This is a genomic window from Pedobacter rhizosphaerae (assembly GCF_900111155.1).
Lineage (GTDB): Bacteria > Bacteroidota > Bacteroidia > Sphingobacteriales > Sphingobacteriaceae > Pedobacter > Pedobacter rhizosphaerae.
In genome coordinates, this window is the sequence record NZ_FOGG01000050.1 from 1 (window position 1) to 19,915 (window position 19,915).

Here is a 19,915-nt window from a genome sequence, read left to right on the forward strand (position 1 = left end):
AGATTGGAGTAATGGCTATATGACACCTACAAGCGCTCAGGACTAAATTTTAGATTGTGGTAAAAGACTCAAAACCCCAATCTCCTAACTCCAAACTCATTTTATCATCACTCCCGGTCTGTTTACCAATGGGATTTTAATTAAATTAGAGTCTATAATACTTTCGGGTAAGAAAATGAATTTTTTGTCGTAGATGGTTGAACCGATATAGTAGCTCAACCAATATTCGTTTGTTAGCCCGAAAACCTCAGGGTCTATTGCTTCCACACCAGCAAAAGTGTGGGCTTCCATATCCCCAATAAAATGCCTTAGAACAGAGGTTTTTACAGGCTTTCCATCCTTCTCGCCATATCCTTTAGAGCTAATAAGAACATTGGTAATGGGCTGGTCTTTTAGGTTAACCAGGTAAACGGTCCAGTTTTTAACTTCCGGGGTTTCGCCCATCAACACTACTGCCATTGCAATGTCTTCAACTAAATTTTCTGGTAAATCTGCCTTCACAATAATTTTCTATTTGTTTTTACCTATTTCTTTTTAGCTACAACTTTTTTGGTTGCCGCCTTTTTAGCCGGTGCTTTTTTCTTCGTTTCGAAAGCGTTTGGTACTTGTTCTACAATCATCTTTTTCACTACTTCCAAATCAATATCAACTAATTCTTCAGCAGTATATTTTTGCTTTGTAGCCTCATTATTTCTCAGTTTGAGCATCAATTTGCCGAAACGGATGAAAGGTCCCCATCTGCCATTTTCGATAGAAATTTTCTCTGCATCCCAGGTTTTAATGTAACGATTGGCTTCCTTTTCTACCTTTTTACCGATTAAGGTCTCGATGTCAGATTGAGAAAGGTTATCGTAATCATATCCTTTTGCCGGAATATTGATAAACAAGTCATTCCATTTAATGAATGGACCAAAACGGCCTTTGCCTTTGGTAACACCTAAACCTTGATAATGAGCAATAGGTGCATCAGCATCCATTTTTTCATTGATGATGGCAATTGCCCGCTCGTTGGTAACAGAAAGCGGATCTTCGTTTTTGGGAAGCGAAATAAAACTTTCGCCCCATTTCACATAAGGTCCAAATCTGCCAACGCCCACCATTACTTCTTTGCCCTGATAATCTTCCAGTGCGAAAGGTAGTTTAAATAATTCCAGTGCATCGGCCAGAACAATCGTTCCTACCGATTGATTCTTCATCAGGCTGGCGTACTGCGGTTTTTCCTCATCATCAGATTCACCAATCTGCACCAGCGGACCGAATTTTCCAACTTTGGTGTAAACGTTTTTACCTGTTGCAGGATCTGTTCCTAATAATCGCTCTCCAGTTGCACGTTCGGCAGTCTCCAAAGTAGTTTCAACCTCCGAATGGAATGGATTATAGAAAGAATGAAGCATTTTTGTCCATTCTTGCAAACCTTGAGCAATTTCATCAAATTCCTTCTCCACTTTAGCCGTGAAGTTAAAATCTACAATTCCTTTAAAATGTTCTACCAGGAAATCGTTTACCACTTCACCAATATCGGTAGGAAAGAGCTTAGACTTTTCTGCACCAGTAATTTCTGATTTTATTTCTTTTTTAACGGTTCCATCAGCTAAAATAATGGATGTAAATTTACGCTGCTTACCGTCGCGGTCTTCCTTAACCACATAACCACGATTTTGAACTGTAGAAATGGTTGGTGCATAAGTAGATGGACGGCCAATGCCTAATTCTTCTAGTTTTTTAACGAGACTAGCCTCAGTATATCTTGCAGGTGGACGAGAATAACGCTCTGTTGCCTGCATTTCTTTTAAAAATAATTCCTGGCCCTTTGCAAGTGGAGGGAGGATTGATCCGCCTTCTTTTTCTTCCTGTTCCTCATCATCTGTAGATTCTAAGTATACTTTTAAGAAGCCATCAAATTTTAAAACTTCTCCTTCTGCAACCAGGTGTTCTTGACGGGTAGAAGCTGTGATTTGAGCTGTTGTTTTTTCAAATAAGGCTTCACTCATTTGAGAGGCGATAGCTCGTTTCCAGATTAAATCATACAAACGTTTTTCCGAAATGTCCCCATCTACAGAGTGACGATCAAAATAAGTAGGACGGATGGCCTCGTGAGCCTCTTGTGCACCTGCCGATTTCGTTTTATATTTTCTGGCTTGATAGTATTTATCGCCATAAGCTGATTTAATTTCTGCAGCTGCAGCTGCTAAAGCCGTGTCGGATAAGTTTACCGAATCCGTTCTCATATAGGTGATTTTACCCGCTTCGTAAAGCCTTTGTGCAACTTGCATGGTTCTTGCCACTGAGAAACCAAGTTTTCTGGAAGCCTCTTGCTGCAAGGTAGAAGTAGTAAAGGGGGCTGCCGGATTTCTTTTTGCCGGTTTAGTTTCTAAACTGCTAATGTCAAATTTTGCTGCAGCACAATCTTGTAAAAACTTTTCAGCATCTGCTTCCTTTTCAAAACGTTGGGGAAGTTCGGCTTTTACTGTTTCTTTGCCTTTTCCTGTAGAAAATTGAGCGGTAATTTTATAAGCTGCGGCGGCATTGAAGTTGTTGATTTCTCTTTCTCTATCTACAATTAAGCGAACAGCTACAGATTGAACTCGCCCTGCAGATAAGGATGGTTTAACTTTTTTCCATAAAACAGGGGAAAGTTCAAAACCTACCAGGCGATCTAAAACACGACGTGCCTGTTGCGCATTAACTAAATTATAGTCGATACTTCTTGGATTTTCAATTGCTTTTAAGATGGCCGGCTTAGTAATCTCGTGAAAAACAATGCGTTTGGTTTTATCACTTTTTAAACCAAGTGTTTCAAACAAGTGCCAGGAAATGGCTTCTCCCTCGCGGTCCTCATCGGATGCTAGCCATACCATCTCTGCTTCCTTAGCCAGTTTTTTAAGTTCAGATACCACATTCTTCTTGTCTGCAGGTACCTCGTAAGTTTGGGCAAAATCATTCTTAATGTCAATACCCATATCTCCTTTCACTAAATCTCTAATATGGCCATAGCTAGATTTCACTAGGAAATCCTTTCCAAGGTAGCCTTCTATAGTTTTAGCTTTTGCGGGTGATTCGACGATTAATAAATTTTTAGCCATGAAATACGTTTTTCTGCAAATAAAGCTATAAATAAAGTATAAATCCAAACCTGACTAGAAATAAGTGTGTTTTTTTGGAAATTTTAATCTCATTCCAATCTGTTTGGGAATGTTTTTGTATAGATAAATTACACGGAAGTGGCAACACTGCAATCTATTTCTAGTTATCTTCGTATATAAAATTAAACTAAAATGATAAGCACTATTTTAATCCTATTAAACCTGTTGGTGTCGCCACCAAAAACTGTTTACGATTTCAGCTTCAAAACAATTGATGGTAAAGAAGTTAAGCTGTCGAAATTTAAAGGTAAGAAAATTTTAATTGTGAATACCGCTTCTAAATGCGGCTATACTCCACAATATGAAGATTTAGAAAAATTGCATAAGCAATATGGTAAGAAAGTGGTATTGATCGGATTTCCGGCAGGCAATTTTGGCGGACAAGAATTTTCTTCTAACGCTGAAATTAAAGAGTTTTGTACCGGGAAATACAAGGTATCCTTTTTACTGGCAGAAAAAAGCAGTGTAAAAGGAGATGATATTAGTCCACTTTTTAAATTCCTAACTTCACAAACCAATACAGAGGAGCAGGGAGATATCAAATGGAACTTTGAAAAATTCCTGATCAATGAAAAAGGAGAGCTTGTTCACCGTTTCCGTTCGAAAACCAAACCAATGGATGAAGCTGTTACTAAGAATCTTTAGTTGAGTTACGGGTTGCAGGTTACGAGTTGTGGGCTATACATTTAGACTTGTAACCCGCAACCCACAACCCATAACACTTTTAATTTTTTTCCAACAGATATTTCCAAACAACAGCGCTTAATGCTGCGCCAACTAATGGAGCGATGATAAAGGCCCAAACCTGCCCCAGTGCTTCTCCACCAACCAACAAAGCCGGACCAATACTTCTTGCCGGATTAACTGAAACTCCCGTTACCGGGATGCCTACAATATGAATGAGTACCAGGCTTAGTCCAATCGCTAAACCAGCAAATCCACCGTTGATGTTTTTGGTAGACGTAGCGCCAAAAATAACCAGTAAGAAGATAAAGGTAAAAATGACTTCGGCAATTAAGCCAGCGTGTAGGCTGTAGTGTTGAGGTGATAAGGCATCGAATCCATTCTGTCCTAAGCCATTTACAGCCAGGCTATATTCTGGTTTACCCGATGCGATCATCAACAAGACCCCTGCGCCAATAATGCCGCCCAGAATTTGAGCCACAATGTAGTATGCCGCTTCACCTGCTTTCATACGGCCGGCAATAACCATGGCAATAGAAATTGCAGGATTGATGTGGCAACCGGAAATGTGACCAATAGCATAAGCCATTGCTACAACTGATAATCCAAAAGCAAAGGATATTCCTAATAAACCGACGCCTGTAGTTCCGTTTGCGCCTGCTATAACAGCACTGCCGCAACCCATTAAAACCAAGACCATTGTGCCAAGAAGTTCAGCACTGAATTTTGAAAATTTACTTGTCTCCATATTATTTTTTATTTAAGGTTTCAAAAAAAATAGGGGAGATTAATATCAAATGTAAACTAATTCTTTGAATTTCAGGTAATGATGAATAAATATATGTAATGTGTTGTTAATCAGTGTTAATTAGGTTTTTTTAGGCAAAAAGAAAGGGGGCTTAAATGAATACGCCCCCTAATAAACCAAACAAACTATTTATGAAGTCTATATATAACTTAGTTTGATAAAAAATGTTTTTAAAAAGATTAATTTTTAAGTTTTTATTCTTGTTATTGACTTAAAACAACAGTTTGCTGCCAATTAGAAGAGATTAAGTTGCTCTGGTTGGTAATCTTCAGGGTTAAAACAATAGGTCGGCTGAGTTTGCTGTCCAACAAAGTACACTTCACTTTCCTCATACCTGGAAGCAACTTTAACAAAAGTATCACCGCAAACGGTTTTGAATAGTTTTTCTACCAGTTGGGGATCGTTATTGTCTTTAGATAAATGGCTCAATAAAAGATGGCTGAGGTGTTCAGATTTGTGGTTAAGAAAAAGTTCGAGTGCTTGCTTGTTACTCAGGTGACCATGGCCACCCATTATTCTTCTTTTTAAAAAATAAGGATACCGGCCATTTTCCATCATTTCAGTATCGTAATTAGCTTCTAAAAAAACAGCGTGACAAGTTTTGAATTGATTAATTAACCTTTCACAAACAGCGCCGATATCGGTAAAAACACCTACACGTACATCATTATATTCTATTGTAAAACTATAGGGGTCTGCAGCATCATGAAATTTAGAAAAGGGCGCTATTTTTAATCCTCCAATCATAACAGGTTCAAGGTGCTGGATAGGGCGTACCGAATTTTCATCAAGCAGCAGCTTGCTGCTTTTTAGTGTTGAGGTACTGATGTAAACGGGTAATTTATATTTCCTGGCGAACACTGAAAGGCCTTTAATGTGGTCTGTATGCTCGTGTGAAATGAAAATGGCCTTAACTTTATCAATTTGAAGGTTTAACCTGGCCATTCTACGTTCTACTTCCTTACAGGTTAGGCCTATGTCAACCAATACAGCTTCCTGATCGTTCCCCACATAATAACAATTGCCGTTACTGCCCGAATTAATTGATGTAAAATAAAGTCCCATTGTATTTGCAAGATAAGGCTAAATTGGCAAAGATGGAAAAAATTATACCCTTAATCCGTTGTGCTCTACCAAACGAGACAGGAGAGGCAGGAAAGCCTGAATCAGGTTGATTTCTTCTGCGGTAAAAATTTTCTCCATGGTTTGGCTAAGCCACTCTTCTTTAATTTTGCGTGTAGCCACAATATGTTTTTCGCCAAGTTTAGTCAGGCAGATATATACTTTTCTTTTATCCTCATCACTGGGAAAGCGCGCAACGCAATTGGCCTCAAACAGCCTGTTAATGATTTGGGAAATGGCTTGCTTAGAAACCCGTTCCATTTCTGCAAGTTCGGTAGAAAGCAGTTTTCCATGTTGCTCCAGTAACGACATGGTGAGCAATTCGGCATTGCTAAATTCAGAACTTACATTCTGTTTTCGCAATTGCCGGGTTAGCCGGGTTACAGTACTTCTTAATTTTGCAGCTATTTCTTGAGTTTGCGTTGGCATAATAATGGTAAATAAACTTTACAAATATAGCGGTTATTTTTATCAATAATAAGGGTGATGGTTCTTTAAAAGTATTAATTGTGATTTTTGGATGATAAAATCGGTGTTTTTGAGTTTTACTCGATGAAGATAAATTTGTACTTTTGTAAAGTTACTTTACTATTTTATTTATGAGTATTTTTCGTTCACTAAGACATTATAATTACAGGTTATTTTTTACCGGACAGGCTATATCTCTTATCGGTACCTGGATGCAGCGTGTAGCGGTAAGCTGGTTGGTTTACAGGTTAACGGGGTCTGCATTTTTATTGGGGTTAATTACCTTTTTAAGTCTTATCCCTTCGTTAGTATTAGCCCCATATGCAGGGAGCTATGTGGATAGGCACAATAAGTATAAAATTTTATTAATTACACAGGTAGTGCTGATGTTGCAAGCTGGTGCTTTGGCTGTGATGATTTGGTTTAAGGTTTACGATATGTTCTGGATAGCGGCATTATCGCTTGTTCAAGGCCTGGTAAATGCATTTGACGTAACAGCAAGGCAATCCTTAATGGTTAATTTAATAGACGATAAAGAAGATTTGCCCAATGCAATTGCTTTAAACTCTTCTGTGTTCAATGCGGCAAGGTTGATTGGACCGGCAGTGGCAGGGGTAATTCTAAGTACCCTGGGTGAAGATGTTTGTTTTCTCATTAATTTCCTGAGTTTTATAGCTGTTTTGGGGTGTATGCTCATGATGAAGTTGAAGATTACCCCAACTGAAAAATCTAAAGAAAATATCTGGATCGACCTCAAGAAGGGGTATGATTATTTGAAATCGTCGCCAGATTTAGCGTCTATGATTTTAATGATGGCGGCCTCAAGTTTACTGGTTATTCCTTTTACTACACTTTTGCCCGTTTTTGCCAAAGATATTTTTAACGGTACTGCTACCACATTTAGCTGGTTCGAAAGTGCTGCCGGTTTTGGTGCTTTCTTTGGAGCGATTTACATGGCCACACTGAAGGCCTCTCGTAACCTTCAAAAAATTGTAGTGTTTTCAGGGACTTTGTTGGCTGTGTCTGTAGTGGCGCTGGCTATTTCTCCATCATTGATATTGGCATTGGTTTGTACAGGATTAGCCTCTTTGGGCTTGATGGCGCAAACCTCATCTATCAATACTTATCTTCAAACACATGCCGATGATGCCATGAGGGGGAGGACTTTAAGTTATTATATAATGGCTTACCAGGGTGTTTTGCCATTGGGTAGTTTATTAATGGGATATTTAGCACACTTGTTTGGTACGCAGGTAGTGGTGGCTTTTGAAGGTGTTGCAGGCGTACTGATTATCGGAGCTTTTATGTTAAACGAAAAGCACCGCCAGGAATTACAGCGTAATGCCGTATCATTTAACTAGTGGACCACCAATTTGCAATCAACCATGATCTTTTGGTAGTGATCCAGCTCAATTTCTTTATTTATGAGCTGTAAAAGGAGCTTAATCGCATTCTCGCCAACTGATTCTGGATTTTCTTCAACAGAGGCAACGGGTGGTGTATCCAAATAGCTGATAAAGGCATTATTGCCAAAGCCTATACATTCTATTTGGCTAAAATTAGGGTGGTTAATCGATTTCAAATACTTAATCGCATCGAAAAGGATAGGCTCTTTAAAAGCCACCAGGGCTGTTGGCAAATTTTCAGGATGCGAAAATAAATTCTGAATGGCCTTAATTGTATTTTCTTTATTAAAATCTGTATAAGCAACTAGCTCAGTATTGAAAGATACACCATTATCTTTTAACGCATTTATATAGCCATTAAAACGATCATGAGTGAAATTGATCATCTTGGGGCCGCCCAGATAGGCAATTTTTTGATGTTTCCGCTGAATTAAAAATTGAGTGGCCAGGTAAGCGCCCTGAAAATTATTTCCCAATACTTTATGGCAGTTCAGGTTAAAGCTGGGGTTTCTGGCGTAATAAACCACCGGGATTCCCATGTGTTCGAACTGGTAGAGGTGATTAAAGTCCTGCGTTTCTTTCGAAATGGCGATAATTAATCCATCCACTCTACTTTTTAATAACATATCAGCCAGTTGCTTTTCTTTTTCAAACTCGTCGTGAGATTGACTGATGATTACATTGTATCCAAATTGCATCGCAAATTGCTCTACACCAGCAATGCTTCGGGTAAAGTATTGATCTAAAAGATTGGGTAATATGATGCCAATAATCCTGGATTTCCGCTCTTTTAAGTTAATAGCCGATTTGTTTGGCGTAAAACGGAGATCGCGGGCCATTTCCTGAACACGCTTTTTAGTATATTCATTAATGGTGGGGTAATTGTTAAGGGCTTTTGAAACGGTAGAGACTGACATCTTAAGCTTCTCAGCTAAGAATTTAAGTGTAACGGGGGTCTTATTTTCCATCTTTTGCAATCTCCGTACATAGTTAAGAAAAAAAACAAAATATTTCAAACGTTTGAAATATAACGAATGATCAATTTGTGGCTTTTTGTAGGTTTTAATGTAGATTTTCTAGCGTTTGCTTTCATACATTCGCTTTGCTTAATGTTAACTAACCAAATCACAATGAAGAAATTGTTGCCTGGTTCATGAAGTAACCTCATCAGGCAAACAGTCTAAAATTAACTACGCGAAGAATGTTTTTGTAACAAAAATTTTGTGGGTTCGTTTTTACATTTTGAAGGTTTTTGGTCAGATTTAGTTGGGAGGAAGAAACACCTACCATAAATTAATTGTTAGTTTTGGGAACTTCAATTAATTAAAAATTAAAATATAAGTTATGCAAAAATCAATCTATAGGGTATTTATAATCTGCTTTTCGCTTCTTTCAACAATCAGTTATGCTCAGGTTACCGCTATACAAAATATTCAATCGCGTAAAATATTAAGCCTCAACGGAAAGTGGAACTACATTATTGATCCCTATGAAAACGGTTATTACGATTATAGACATGAACCTTTCGACCAATCTAAAACAGGAACAGGAGGTTTTTTTGACGACCGTGTACAGAAAGATAAAACAGAACTTATAGAGTATGATTTTGACCATTCATCCTTAATGAATGTTCCGGGAGACTGGAATTCGCAATTGGAGAAACTGGAGCTATATGAAGGCAGTGTTTGGTTGCGTAGAAAATTTGATGCGAAACCCGAAAAGGGCAAGAAGTACTACATTTACTTTGCAGCAGTTAATTACGAAGCCCATGTTTATCTAAATGGAAAGAAGCTTGGTGTGCACAAAGGAGGTTTTACGCCATTTCAGTTTGATGCTACCAACAAGCTTAAGGCAGGAGAGAATTCGATCATTTTAAAAGTAGATAATACCCGTAAACAAGATGAAATTCCTACGGTAAACACCGATTGGTGGAATTATGGTGGCATTACCAGAGATGTATATCTTGCCGAGTTTCCAGATCACTTTATTGCCGATTATAAATTGCAATTGGTTAAAGGAAATAATAACCTGGTTAGCTTTTCTGTGAAATTGGCCGATGCAACAGCCAATCAGGAGGTTACCCTATCTATACCTGAATTGAAGTTAGAGAAGAAATATAAAACGGATGGCGAGGGCAAGATAGCAGACGAATTTATCTGGAATAACCTGAGCCTGTGGTCGCCGGAGAACCCTAAACTTTACGGCGTAAATATCAAAACAGACAAGGAAGATATAAACGATAAGATAGGTTTCAGGAATATTGAGGTAAGGGGCGACAGCATTTATTTAAACGGAAAATCTATTTTTTTAAGAGGGATTTCGGTTCATGATGAAAATCCGCTTTTAGCTGGCCGTTTGCGTTCGGAAGGAGATATGCGCATGATGCTGCAATGGAGTAAAGACATGAACTGTAATTACGTTCGCTTGGCTCATTATCCGCATAACGAAGAGATGATTCGCCTGGCAGATGAAATGGGCTTACTGGTTTGGGCAGAGGTACCTGTTTACTGGACCATTAGCTGGACTAATCCTGCTACCTATGCCAATGCAAAGCAACAGTTAACAGATTTGATTGTTCGCGATAAAAACCGGGCAAGTGTGATCGTTTGGTCAGTTGGAAACGAAACGCCACTAAGTGATGCACGATTGAGCTTTATGAGCAACTTGGTAGAAACTGCCCGTACTTTAGACGATACCCGTTTGGTTGCAGCAGCGCTGGAAGTTCACCGTGAAGGAAATACCATGGTTCTCAATGATCCTTTAGGAGAGAAGATTGACCTGGTAAGCTTTAATGAATATGCAGGTTGGTACTGGGGCGGAACTCCTGCCGAAATTACGAAATACGATTTCAATATTAAATACAATAAGCCGGTAGTGGTGACAGAATTTGGTGGTGATGCACTTGGTGGCTTCCATGCCGATGAAAATACCCGATGGAGTGAAGAATACCAGGAGGCGCTTTATAAAAACCAGATTACCCTCTTAAGTAAAATTGGTGCTTTAAGGGGAATGACACCATGGATTTTAACCGATTTCAGATCTCCAAGAAGACAGCATCCCATTTACCAGAACTTTTGGAACCGTAAAGGCTTAATTAGTGAAACGGGTAAAAAGAAAAAGGCTTTTTACGTGCTTAAAGATTATTATAACCAAATGCAGGCTAAATACAAATAATAGGAGTTAATTATAAATCATAACTGAAAGTAAAATTATCTAAATATGGGCAGTACAGCATTTAAATCATTTTTAAAATCCCATTTTTGAACGATAATAACTAGTAAAAATATAATGAAATTAAATCTGAGCATCCTATTGATTTTGGCTACGGCCTTAAATGCCGCTTCCCAAACTAAGAAACCGGTGAGTTATACTGTTGCCAATAAAAAGGTTACCGTGTACACCACTGCAGAAAATTCCGATTATCGCATCAGTAAAACAGAAAGTTTATCATTTAAAGCAAATAATCAACCTTTCGAAACGGAGCCCTGTATATTTATAGATCCAACTATCAAATATCAAACATTGGTTGGAATTGGTGGTGCATTAACAGATGCCTCTGCAGAAACGTTTGCCAGGCTTTCTAAAAAGAATCAGCAAGAATTACTAACGGCCTATTATAATCAGGATAAGGGGATAGGCTATACCCTGGCCAGGACCAATATTGCCAGTTGCGATTTTTCTAGCGGAAGTTATACCTATGTTCAGGATAACGATAAAGATTTAAAAACATTTAGTGTTGCCCACGATGAAAAATACAAAATTCCTTTAATTAAACAGGCTATGGCTGCTACAGGTGGTAAGTTGCCCCTGTTTGTAAGCCCCTGGTCTCCACCCGCATGGATGAAAGATAATAATAGCTTAATAAAGGGGGGGCATTTATTACCTGCTTATCGCCAAAGCTGGGCCAATCACTATGTGAAATTTATTAAAGCTTATGAAGCTATGGGCATTCCAGTTTGGGGTTTAAGTGTACAGAATGAGCCAATGGCGAAACAAATCTGGGAATCGTGCGTGTATACCGCAGAAGAAGAACGTGATTTTATTAAAAACTTCTTGGGTCCAACTTTACAGAAATCTGGTTTAGCCTCTAAAAAATTAATCGCCTGGGATCATAACCGCGATCAGATTTTTCAAAGGGCAAGTACCATTTTAAATGATAAAGATGCCGCAAAATATGTTTGGGGAATCGGTTTTCACTGGTACGAAACCTGGACAGGTAGTGGAATGCAATTTGGCAATGTACGCCAGGTGCATGATGCTTATCCTGATAAGGCATTAATCTTTACCGAAGGCTGTAAAGAAAAATATGATGTAAATAAATTAACCGATTGGACTTTGGGTGAGCGCTACGGTTACTCGATGATTAACGATTTTAATAGCGGCACCGCTGCATGGACTGACTGGAACATTTTGTTAGATGAAAACGGTGGGCCAAACCATGTAGGTAACTTTTGTTTTGCGCCTGTGCACGCCGATACCAAAAATGATAAATTGATTTATACCAACGCCTACTACTACATGGGACACTTTTCTAAGTTTATTCGTCCCGGGGCTAAAAGAATTGGTTCGGCATCCAGCCGTGATAAACTGGAAACTACAGCCTTCTTAAATACAGATGGCAAACTGGTAGTGGTGGTGATGAATCAATCAGATGAAAAAATAAACTATAGCCTGTGGATAAAAGGCCAGGCCGCAACTACTACAAGTTTACCGCATTCTATTGCCACTTTGGTAGTTGATTAACCAGATAAATAAAAATAATGAGTAAGGAATTAAAGAACATGTTTTCTCTTCAAGACAAGGTAGTTGTTGTAACCGGTGCCACTGGGGTATTGGGCGAAGCTTTTGTGGATGGATTAATTGCGGCAAATGCAACCATTGTTATCATCGGTAGAAACGAAGAGGTAGCTAAGCAAAGGGCAGAGGAAGCAGTAAAGGCAGGAGCAAAAGCTATTTATGTTATTGCCGATGTATTGGATGAGCAAGCATTGGTTGCTGCAAAGGATAAAATTATAGCCGAATTCGGTCGTATAGATGCCCTGGTAAATGGGGCAGGGGGGAATGTTGCAGAAGCCGTGGTGCAGCCCGGTAGCGATGTTTTTGATCTCAATGTAAATGCATTGAAACAGGCTTTTGATCTTAACCTTTTCGGAACCATCGTTCCTACTCAAATTTTCGGTAAGGAAATTGCCAAAAATGGAGGCAGTATTGTCAATATTTCATCTGTATCGGCCAGTCAGGCAATTACCCGGGTGTTGGGCTATTCGTTGGCTAAAACGGCTATAGAAAGCTACACCAAGTGGATGGCTGTTGAGTTGGCTAACCGTTATGGCGATACTATTAGAATGAATGCCATTGTTCCGGGATTTTTTATTACACATCAAAACCGCAGGCTACTCACCAATGAAGATGGTTCTTTAACTTCCAGAGGTGAAGCCATTATTGCGAATACGCCTTTTAAAAGGTTCGGAAATCCGGATGAACTTATTGGTGCCCTGGTATACCTGTTAAGTGATGCCTCCAAATTTGTTAACGGAGAAAGTTTAAAGGTTGATGGTGGATTCTGTATCTTCTCGGGTGTATAAATAGAAACAAACTAACATGAAATATAAAAAATTAGAACAGACCTGGCGCTGGTATGGACCAAATGATCCAGTGTCATTACAAGATGTAAAACAAGCAGGAGCAACAGGAATTGTATCTGCATTGCACCACATTGCACATGGTGAAGTTTGGCCTTTGGCCGATATTCAGGAACGTAAAGCCATTATCGAGGCCGCAGGCTTAACCTGGTCGGTAGTAGAAAGTGTACCCGTTCACGAAGCCATTAAAACCCGCAGAGCGGATGCGGGCAAATACATCGAGAATTATAAAACCTCGTTGCGTAATTTATCGCAATGCGGATTAAAGACCGTTTGCTATAACTTTATGCCGGTATTGGATTGGACCCGTACCCAGTTGGATTTAGAAATGACTGACGGATCTAAAGCTTTATATTTCAATTGGATTGATTTGGCTATTTTCGATCTTTACATCCTAAAACGTGAAGGCGCTGACCAGGATTATGCTGAATCTATTTTAAAGCGTGCACAAGATAAATATGCTACTTTAAATCAACAGCAGTTAGACGATTTGCGGGTGAACGTATTGATGGGAATTCCGAATGAGAAAGAAATTGAACTCGAAACCCTTCGCGATAGCATTAACGAATACAAAGCCATTGGTACGCAAGGTTTAAAAGAAAATTTAAAATTTTTCCTTTCTGAGATTGCAGATGTTTGTACTGAAGAAGGAATTAAGATGACCATCCATCCAGACGATCCGCCGTATGCCATATTAGGCTTGCCACGCATTGCAAGTACCCTCGAAGATTTCAAATACATCATTAACGAAGTAGATCAACCATTTAATGGCGTATGTTTTTGTACAGGTTCGTTGGGTGCAGGGATGAAAAACAATGCATTAGAAATTTTCCAGGCTGTTAAAGAAAGGGTTTATTTTCTGCATTTACGCAATGTGACCAAAGATGAGGACGGTAGTTTTTACGAAGCAGATCATTTAGGGGGCGATGTAAATATGTTCGAAATTATGAAGGCCGTTTCTGAAGAGAATGCTTTAAGAGATAAGGCTATTCCATTCCGCCCAGATCATGGCCATCAAATGCTCGATGATTTAGCCAAGCAAACCAACCCCGGCTACTCTGCCATTGGCCGTTTAAGGGGCTTAGCAGAATTAAGAGGGTTAGAAGTTGGTGTAACTGGAAACTATTAGATAAATTTGAGCCTGCTAATTAAAAGCAGGCTTTTTTATTGGCTTGAAATTTGACAATTACCCTATTATGGAAAACGAAAAATTGCCCGAAAAACGAATTCTTAAGCCATCTGTTATACATGATGACTTGCCTGAGGTTAAAAAACCGGAGCATTTGAGAAAAAAATCTTGCGATGAGGATGATCTTTTACCAGAAAATCCGGAACGTCATTTTCATCATGAAGAACTTAGAAGCCTGAGTTCCAGTCATGAAAAAACAAAGTACGCAGATGACGATGAATGGAACGGTGAAGACGCTTAAAATTTGTGAAAATATATTTTTAGTTTTTCAATAGAACTTATATATTTGCAGCTCATTAAAAAACGGGCCTCGGTAGCTCAGTTGGATAGAGCAACGGTTTTCTAAACCGTGGGTCAGGGGTTCGAATCCCTTCCGGGGTACAAAGCCTTTAGTTAATCACTAAAGGCTTTTTTTTATCTACTGGTTGGTGTACCCAACAACCTGATCAGGCAAATATTCTTGATCAATCCAGGGCTTTGGCACAGCTAATAATCTTGTTTATTTCTTAAATATAACTTTAGTTTGTGTGTTTCGGCAAAAGTGGGAATAACCAGTTTCATTGTAATATGTAAATGGAAATTCTGCATAATAGTTAACTTTATGGTTTTTGTCATCTAAAAGACAGGTATTATATAAAGCGTTGTTACACCGTTTCAAACTAGGAAATGGTGTCGTCTGGTTATATTATAAGACTAGTTCGAGTCCAATATTTATTTGATTTGTCGTCGGTATTTTGTATTTTTACTTATCAACTTAGTTATAAGTTATGGTCGATTTTGAACTTGAGGAAAAACACAAAAAGTACCTGAGTACGATCAAAAATCTTCGCCAAAGGAACTTCAGTAACAACTTGCTTTTTTTAATTCTTTCTGAGGACCTTCCAGATGGACAGGTATACAAAGAGTTTCCAGATGGCCGCATTGAAATTCAAGAGGTGAAATCTGTAGGAAAAAAAATTAGCACTCGTGTAGTCAAGATACTTAAGGCGTGGCAGGCAGAAAAGGTGCGCGAGGCCTATGGACTACAATAAGCCTACCTTGCTTGTTATATCGGACCCCAATGGTGCTGGTAAGTCTACACATATTCAAACTATGCTGCCCTTAGCTTTTGATGGAATTGTGTCTTTTGACAGGGACAGTACAAGGGTTGGCTTCGAGTCTGAGCTTCAGGCACAGGGAATTTCCGATGGTGAACTAGTGGCGCGGGCAACCAGGATGATGGAGGATAAACTAAAAGAACTAATGGTTGAAGCGATTAATTCGAATTCACATTTTGTATTGGAGACACCTCTTTCACATCCAGATTACTGGAGATATATTGATATGTTCGATAATGCTGGCTATCAGCTTCAGCTCAATTATCTCTGCCTTGATAAGGTTAGCGACTGTATGGGCCGTGTTGAGCAACGGGTTTTAGAGGGAGGTCATTATGTTAGGCCTGATACGATCAAAGGTGTTTACAATAATAATCTTATACACATAAATACGGAATATCAAACATTTTATAGAGTTGAATTATATGATGGAATGATTGTTCCCACACTTCTATGTAGCATGGAAAAGGAAAATGTTAGGTACCTTTCTCCAAAAGCCCTAAAAAAAAAGCTGGATCAAAAAGGGTATGCCTTTACTTGCAACTGAATTATCCAAATTCAAATAGTATTTTAACATCACTGGTCCGTGACTCACGGACCAGTATTATTCATTGATTCGAGTCAACCTGCACAGTTATTTCACAGATTGATGCCACTTCTCACATTCCGATAACCAATCATAAATCATTTTGAACCCCGATATGATTTCACAGGAAAAGGATAAAGATGATCCTTCGAAATCCTTTTCCTTGAAGATGTAGGTATCTAATCCTGTATAAAGCAATTCTGCCATATCATCTATATCAAAATTGTTTATAGCAGATAGCTTATTTAGCATTTCATTAGTTGTACACTGGATAAAGTCTTGTTTAAGCACAGCTTTCACCTTGTAAAGCAGATTTAAGGTGATGCGTACATCATAAAGTCTCCCCGCAATATCAATAGGTGTAGGTTTTTTACTTCTATTATGAGGAGCAATCGCCGCACTTGCCAGTTTAATTAGGGTTTCGTTAATCCTGCTTAAACTAATAAGTTCAAAATAGGATTTAATAAGTTGTTGAACTTGATTCACAGCTTCAACCTGAGTTGGGAACTGTGTGTTTGGATTTTTACTTTTGGTAGTTTGCATAACCTGAAAAAAATAAAGTATCCTGGTCGCTGCAAACTACCAAATAACTCTTTTCAGAGATAAATGAAAATGAGGGGCTACCTCTCGACCAGGAATATTGTTAATGAAAATTTACTTGTTGATCTCTCTTATTAAGGTGAAAAAATATGTTATTTAATAGTTTGCACCAGCAAGATGCAAACAAAAAATAAAACGTCCAAATAAATTTACTCACGAAATAGGTTACACTGTACAATTCCAATGTTACTGATAATCTTTATTGCCTAACCTCACCCTAACAAACTAACAATGGTATTTCACTTGCCTGTACAATCCCTCTCCTGGAGGAGAGGAAGGTACTGAAGTAGCCTTGCAGGTACGGATGACAGGCTGAGATATTTTGTTCGATAGATACCCTACAGGAATAGGCTTTGTTAAAACGCATATTTTTTTCCTACGGCCGTCATTCCCTCGCAGGAGGGAATCTTAATGCAATATTATACTCAACATAATTTTTTAATTCATAAAGAAACCACTCTTAACTCTCAAACAGGTGTTTTCAGCTTTGAAATGAGTAAGGGATTACCTGTTTGGATTTTTACAATTGTTATATCAAAAAAACATTGATAAAAAGTTCCCAGGTGCTGCGAAACAACAATTAACTCTTTTCAGAGATATTGAAAGATACGGTTCTAAACCGCTCACCCGGGAATATTGTAAATTAAAGTTTACTAATTGATATCTCTTAATGTAGAGGAAAAAATATAATAATTAATAGTTTTCATTAGCAAGGTGCAAACAAAAAATAAACTGGACAAATAAATACGCGTCAGGTATAAAAAGTTTAATCTTTAATCCGAAAATATTTTAGACCATCCATAATTTTCCTATATTTAATTATTGCGATAGTTAAATATGCAAGTTCAAATCTCCCGATTTTCTGTTTAGCCACAATTCCCTTGGTTTAACAGGTTAATACATTCCCAAAAAACATGATGGTTAGCTGTAGTGAATTACCGTAAATATGGTTTTTGCCTAACCTAAAGCGCTATTCATCATGTTTTGATTGTAAAACCAATTAACCATTAATAAATTTTGAATTAAACAGACTATGAGTAAAAGTAATCAAATCTCTTTAGAGATTAGCGTTGCAGATGCAAAGGCAATTTCAACCGCCATTAACAATTTAAAAAACAGTTTAGCACCACTTTTAAAAGTAAACCTCACAGCTCAAGAGCGTATGTCTACCCTAAAAATGGGAGATAAGACCCTGGCATTTGTACAAAAAACATTAGAATATGGATTGCAAAACCCCAAATTGGTTCCTGCCTTCGTTGATATAAATGAAGCGCATAAAGACTATAAACTTGCTTTCGATACTTATCAAATTTTTCAACATCTAAGCACATTGCTCCGTGGAGTAGAAGATACCGGAATGGTGGCAGGAGGTGAAGCTTATGAAGCCTCACTAATTATTTATCATTCTCTTAAGGGAGCATCTCGTTCTAATATTCCGGGTACTCAGGCCATGTATGATGATTTGAAACAAAGATTTCCTGGAAGAGGAAAGGGAACCAAGGCAGAAAATTTTCCTGCAATATGATCGGTCAATAATGCGCTAGTCCCACGAATAGTATTTTAAACACCTCTGAGCACAAAATTGGTGCTCAGAGGTGCATTAAAGGAGCTTTGAAGGGAAACATTGGTGCTCAGAGGTGCATTAAAGGAGCTTTGAGGGGAAACATTCAAGCTAATCTGCTTTTAGCCTCACCCTGTCAAAGCAACTACGGTATTTACTGTCTGTACAATTCCTCTCCTGGAGGAGAGGGAGGCGCTGAACCAGCCTTACCAGTGCCGTTAATAGGATGAGATATTTTGTTTGATAGACCCTACCGGGATAGGTTTTGTCAAAACGCATATTTTTTCCTATAGCCGTCATTCCCTCGCAGGAGGGAATCTTAATGCAGCATGTACCCGATTAAAATTAAAAAATTACTTACCATCGCTATTGTTTAACCTTAGCCTCTGCTAAGTGCCCACAGCGTTCCAAATCACTAATAATAAGACAACAAACATCCAAACAACTCAAACTCGCAGGCAGCAGCCAAATAAGGCCCTAAAATGGCAGATGTTTTTAAATATTGCAGAATGCCGTTAGATGACTTTTTCGGTTCTGCCGCCAACGCATCATAAACCTGCCTGCCAACAGTCTGATCGTTCAGGTAACCTTCCATATCATGATGGTTTTTAGTTCGGCTACGTAAGCCTCCATGATGGTGAATATCGTATGTGGCTGCAGAACTTGTGATGGTGATCGAACGCTGTGCAAAAGGATCTAAATCATCTTGAACGTTGTACCAATCCCCTCGTAAACTTTTGGGAATGCTGATGGGGTTCAAATAAGCGCTGATAGACTGTAATCCCATCGGATTACCTAAGGTGATAAGTCGGCTAACTTGCAGATGTGGATTTTCCATCATCACGTTATAGGCTATAATTGATCCCATTCCATGGCCAACCACCACACAGGGTTCTTCATCAATTTGATTTTTGACAATATCATTTAGCCTTACCCTCAATACAGGATCGGTAAGATAGCAGAAAAGCTCGTAGATAAATCGCCTGATGCTAAGCTCGCCCCAGTTCATTTGTTTGTCTAATGATTCTAATATAGCAGTAACCCAAGCCCAGTTTAAGGGAGATCTTTTTTGATCAGGTATGGCTAAATCTATAGCCATTTGTTGAATATTTATCCCCGTATTTTTGGCAACCTCTAATAAAAAGTCGTGAATTAGGCGTGTTTCTTCATGATGACTGATGTTGGCTTGTTTAACCGTTTGCTCCAATGCCCAGTTGGCACTAGTTGCAAGCCCCTGTAGTAGCGCTCCGAAATAAGGCAATTCAATATCATTTTTACTAATTGGCATAGAAAGTCCGGATCTGGATAAGCCAGTTTTAAGCGCATCCGTCCATTTTTTTTTCAGCTCCAGAGCATCACAGTCCAGCTGTGTATGTCCATGTACAAAGATCAATTTCATCAAGCGTGTTATTTATAGGGTGAATATTAGAGAAGGGTAATTTTGATAATGCTGCGGATTGGAAAATAGCTTTAATAACAAAAAATAAGGGAACAGAAAGTCCAGTCGTTTGCCAAGGAAACGTTTCTTTTGCACAAGCTAAATGAGGGTTAATCGTGCGCATAGGGTTTACATCTGGTTTTCTAATAAAGTCCTGGAAGATCTTTAGATCGG

General features: G+C 38.6%; 18 protein-coding genes and 1 tRNA gene. 11 read left to right on the forward strand and 8 right to left on the reverse strand.

Going from position 1 to position 19,915, the window contains the following annotated elements; all coding sequences use genetic code 11:
- Positions 1–96 precede the first annotated feature (96 nt).
- Together BMX11_RS22460 and topA are read right to left on the reverse strand one after the other, a co-directional pair.
- Positions 97–501: a hypothetical protein gene (locus BMX11_RS22460; protein WP_090889292.1), complete on the reverse strand. Its 405-nt coding sequence runs from the start codon at positions 499–501 to the stop codon at positions 97–99.
- 23 nt (positions 502–524) lie between these two features.
- Positions 525–3,083 carry a type I DNA topoisomerase gene (gene topA / locus BMX11_RS22465; protein ID WP_090889295.1) on the reverse strand — a complete coding sequence of 853 codons (2,559 nt, stop codon included), beginning with the start codon at positions 3,081–3,083 and terminating at the stop codon, positions 525–527.
- 192 nt (positions 3,084–3,275) lie between these two features.
- On the opposite strand from topA, the gene BMX11_RS22470 reads away from it, so the two are divergent.
- Positions 3,276–3,788, forward strand: coding sequence for a glutathione peroxidase (locus tag BMX11_RS22470; protein ID WP_090889298.1), 513 nt, complete (start codon positions 3,276–3,278; stop codon positions 3,786–3,788).
- 79 nt (positions 3,789–3,867) lie between these two features.
- Here BMX11_RS22470 and aqpZ read toward each other — a convergent pair whose 3' ends face one another.
- The 3 genes from aqpZ to BMX11_RS22485 all read right to left on the reverse strand — a co-directional run bounded on the left by aqpZ (position 3,868) and on the right by BMX11_RS22485 (position 6,186).
- Positions 3,868–4,575: an aquaporin Z gene (gene aqpZ / locus BMX11_RS22475; protein WP_090889301.1), complete on the reverse strand. Its 708-nt coding sequence runs from the start codon at positions 4,573–4,575 to the stop codon at positions 3,868–3,870.
- Positions 4,576–4,869: 294 nt separating this feature from the next.
- Positions 4,870–5,700 carry an MBL fold metallo-hydrolase gene (locus tag BMX11_RS22480; RefSeq protein WP_090889303.1) on the reverse strand — a complete coding sequence of 277 codons (831 nt, stop codon included), beginning with the start codon at positions 5,698–5,700 and terminating at the stop codon, positions 4,870–4,872.
- A gap of 42 nt (positions 5,701–5,742) precedes the next feature.
- Positions 5,743–6,186: a MarR family winged helix-turn-helix transcriptional regulator gene (locus BMX11_RS22485; RefSeq protein ID WP_090889305.1), complete on the reverse strand. Its 444-nt coding sequence runs from the start codon at positions 6,184–6,186 to the stop codon at positions 5,743–5,745.
- Positions 6,187–6,356: 170 nt separating this feature from the next.
- On the opposite strand from BMX11_RS22485, the gene BMX11_RS22490 reads away from it, so the two are divergent.
- Positions 6,357–7,586, forward strand: coding sequence for an MFS transporter (locus BMX11_RS22490; protein WP_090889308.1), 1,230 nt, complete (start codon positions 6,357–6,359; stop codon positions 7,584–7,586).
- Here BMX11_RS22490 and BMX11_RS22495 read toward each other — a convergent pair.
- Positions 7,583–8,599: a LacI family DNA-binding transcriptional regulator gene (locus tag BMX11_RS22495; protein ID WP_090889310.1), complete on the reverse strand. Its 1,017-nt coding sequence runs from the start codon at positions 8,597–8,599 to the stop codon at positions 7,583–7,585. The genes BMX11_RS22490 and BMX11_RS22495 overlap by 4 nt on opposite strands.
- Before the next feature lie 376 nt (positions 8,600–8,975).
- On the opposite strand from BMX11_RS22495, the gene BMX11_RS22500 reads away from it, so the two are divergent.
- The 8 genes from BMX11_RS22500 (at position 8,976) to BMX11_RS22535 (ending at position 16,103) form a co-directional block, all read left to right on the forward strand.
- Positions 8,976–10,805, forward strand: a complete 1,830-nt coding sequence (locus BMX11_RS22500; protein ID WP_090889312.1) for a glycoside hydrolase family 2 TIM barrel-domain containing protein — start codon at positions 8,976–8,978, stop codon at positions 10,803–10,805.
- Between the two features lie 114 nt (positions 10,806–10,919).
- On the forward strand, positions 10,920–12,374 hold the full coding sequence (locus BMX11_RS22505) for a glycoside hydrolase family 30 protein (protein ID WP_090889314.1): 1,455 nt from the start codon (positions 10,920–10,922) through the stop codon (positions 12,372–12,374).
- A 17-nt stretch (positions 12,375–12,391) separates the two neighbouring features.
- Complete coding sequence (locus BMX11_RS22510; RefSeq protein ID WP_090889317.1) at positions 12,392–13,216, forward strand: SDR family oxidoreductase; 825 nt, start codon at positions 12,392–12,394, stop codon at positions 13,214–13,216.
- A gap of 16 nt (positions 13,217–13,232) precedes the next feature.
- Positions 13,233–14,402 carry a mannonate dehydratase gene (gene uxuA / locus BMX11_RS22515; RefSeq protein ID WP_090889322.1) on the forward strand — a complete coding sequence of 390 codons (1,170 nt, stop codon included), beginning with the start codon at positions 13,233–13,235 and terminating at the stop codon, positions 14,400–14,402.
- Between the two features lie 67 nt (positions 14,403–14,469).
- Positions 14,470–14,703: a hypothetical protein gene (locus BMX11_RS22520; RefSeq protein WP_090889326.1), complete on the forward strand. Its 234-nt coding sequence runs from the start codon at positions 14,470–14,472 to the stop codon at positions 14,701–14,703.
- Between the two features lie 66 nt (positions 14,704–14,769).
- Positions 14,770–14,843 (forward strand) — tRNA-Arg (locus BMX11_RS22525).
- 386 nt (positions 14,844–15,229) lie between these two features.
- Positions 15,230–15,493, forward strand: coding sequence for a hypothetical protein (locus BMX11_RS22530; protein ID WP_090889329.1), 264 nt, complete (start codon positions 15,230–15,232; stop codon positions 15,491–15,493).
- Positions 15,480–16,103 (forward strand): zeta toxin family protein, encoded by a 624-nt coding sequence (locus tag BMX11_RS22535; protein WP_090889332.1) that lies wholly within the window; start codon positions 15,480–15,482, stop codon positions 16,101–16,103. The genes BMX11_RS22530 and BMX11_RS22535 overlap by 14 nt, the downstream gene beginning before the upstream one ends.
- 87 nt (positions 16,104–16,190) lie before the next feature.
- On the opposite strand, the gene BMX11_RS22540 is transcribed toward BMX11_RS22535, so the two are convergent.
- Positions 16,191–16,685, reverse strand: coding sequence for a hypothetical protein (locus BMX11_RS22540; RefSeq protein ID WP_090889335.1), 495 nt, complete (start codon positions 16,683–16,685; stop codon positions 16,191–16,193).
- Between the two features lie 1,090 nt (positions 16,686–17,775).
- Here BMX11_RS22540 and BMX11_RS22545 point away from each other — a divergent pair.
- Complete coding sequence (locus BMX11_RS22545) at positions 17,776–18,267, forward strand: hypothetical protein (protein WP_090889338.1); 492 nt, start codon at positions 17,776–17,778, stop codon at positions 18,265–18,267.
- 451 nt (positions 18,268–18,718) lie between these two features.
- Here the strand turns inward: BMX11_RS22545 and BMX11_RS22550 are convergent, their stop codons facing one another.
- A complete protein-coding gene (locus BMX11_RS22550) occupies positions 18,719–19,702 on the reverse strand; it encodes an alpha/beta fold hydrolase (protein WP_090889341.1) in 984 nt (327 codons plus the stop codon).
- Positions 19,703–19,915: the final 213 nt, after the last annotated feature.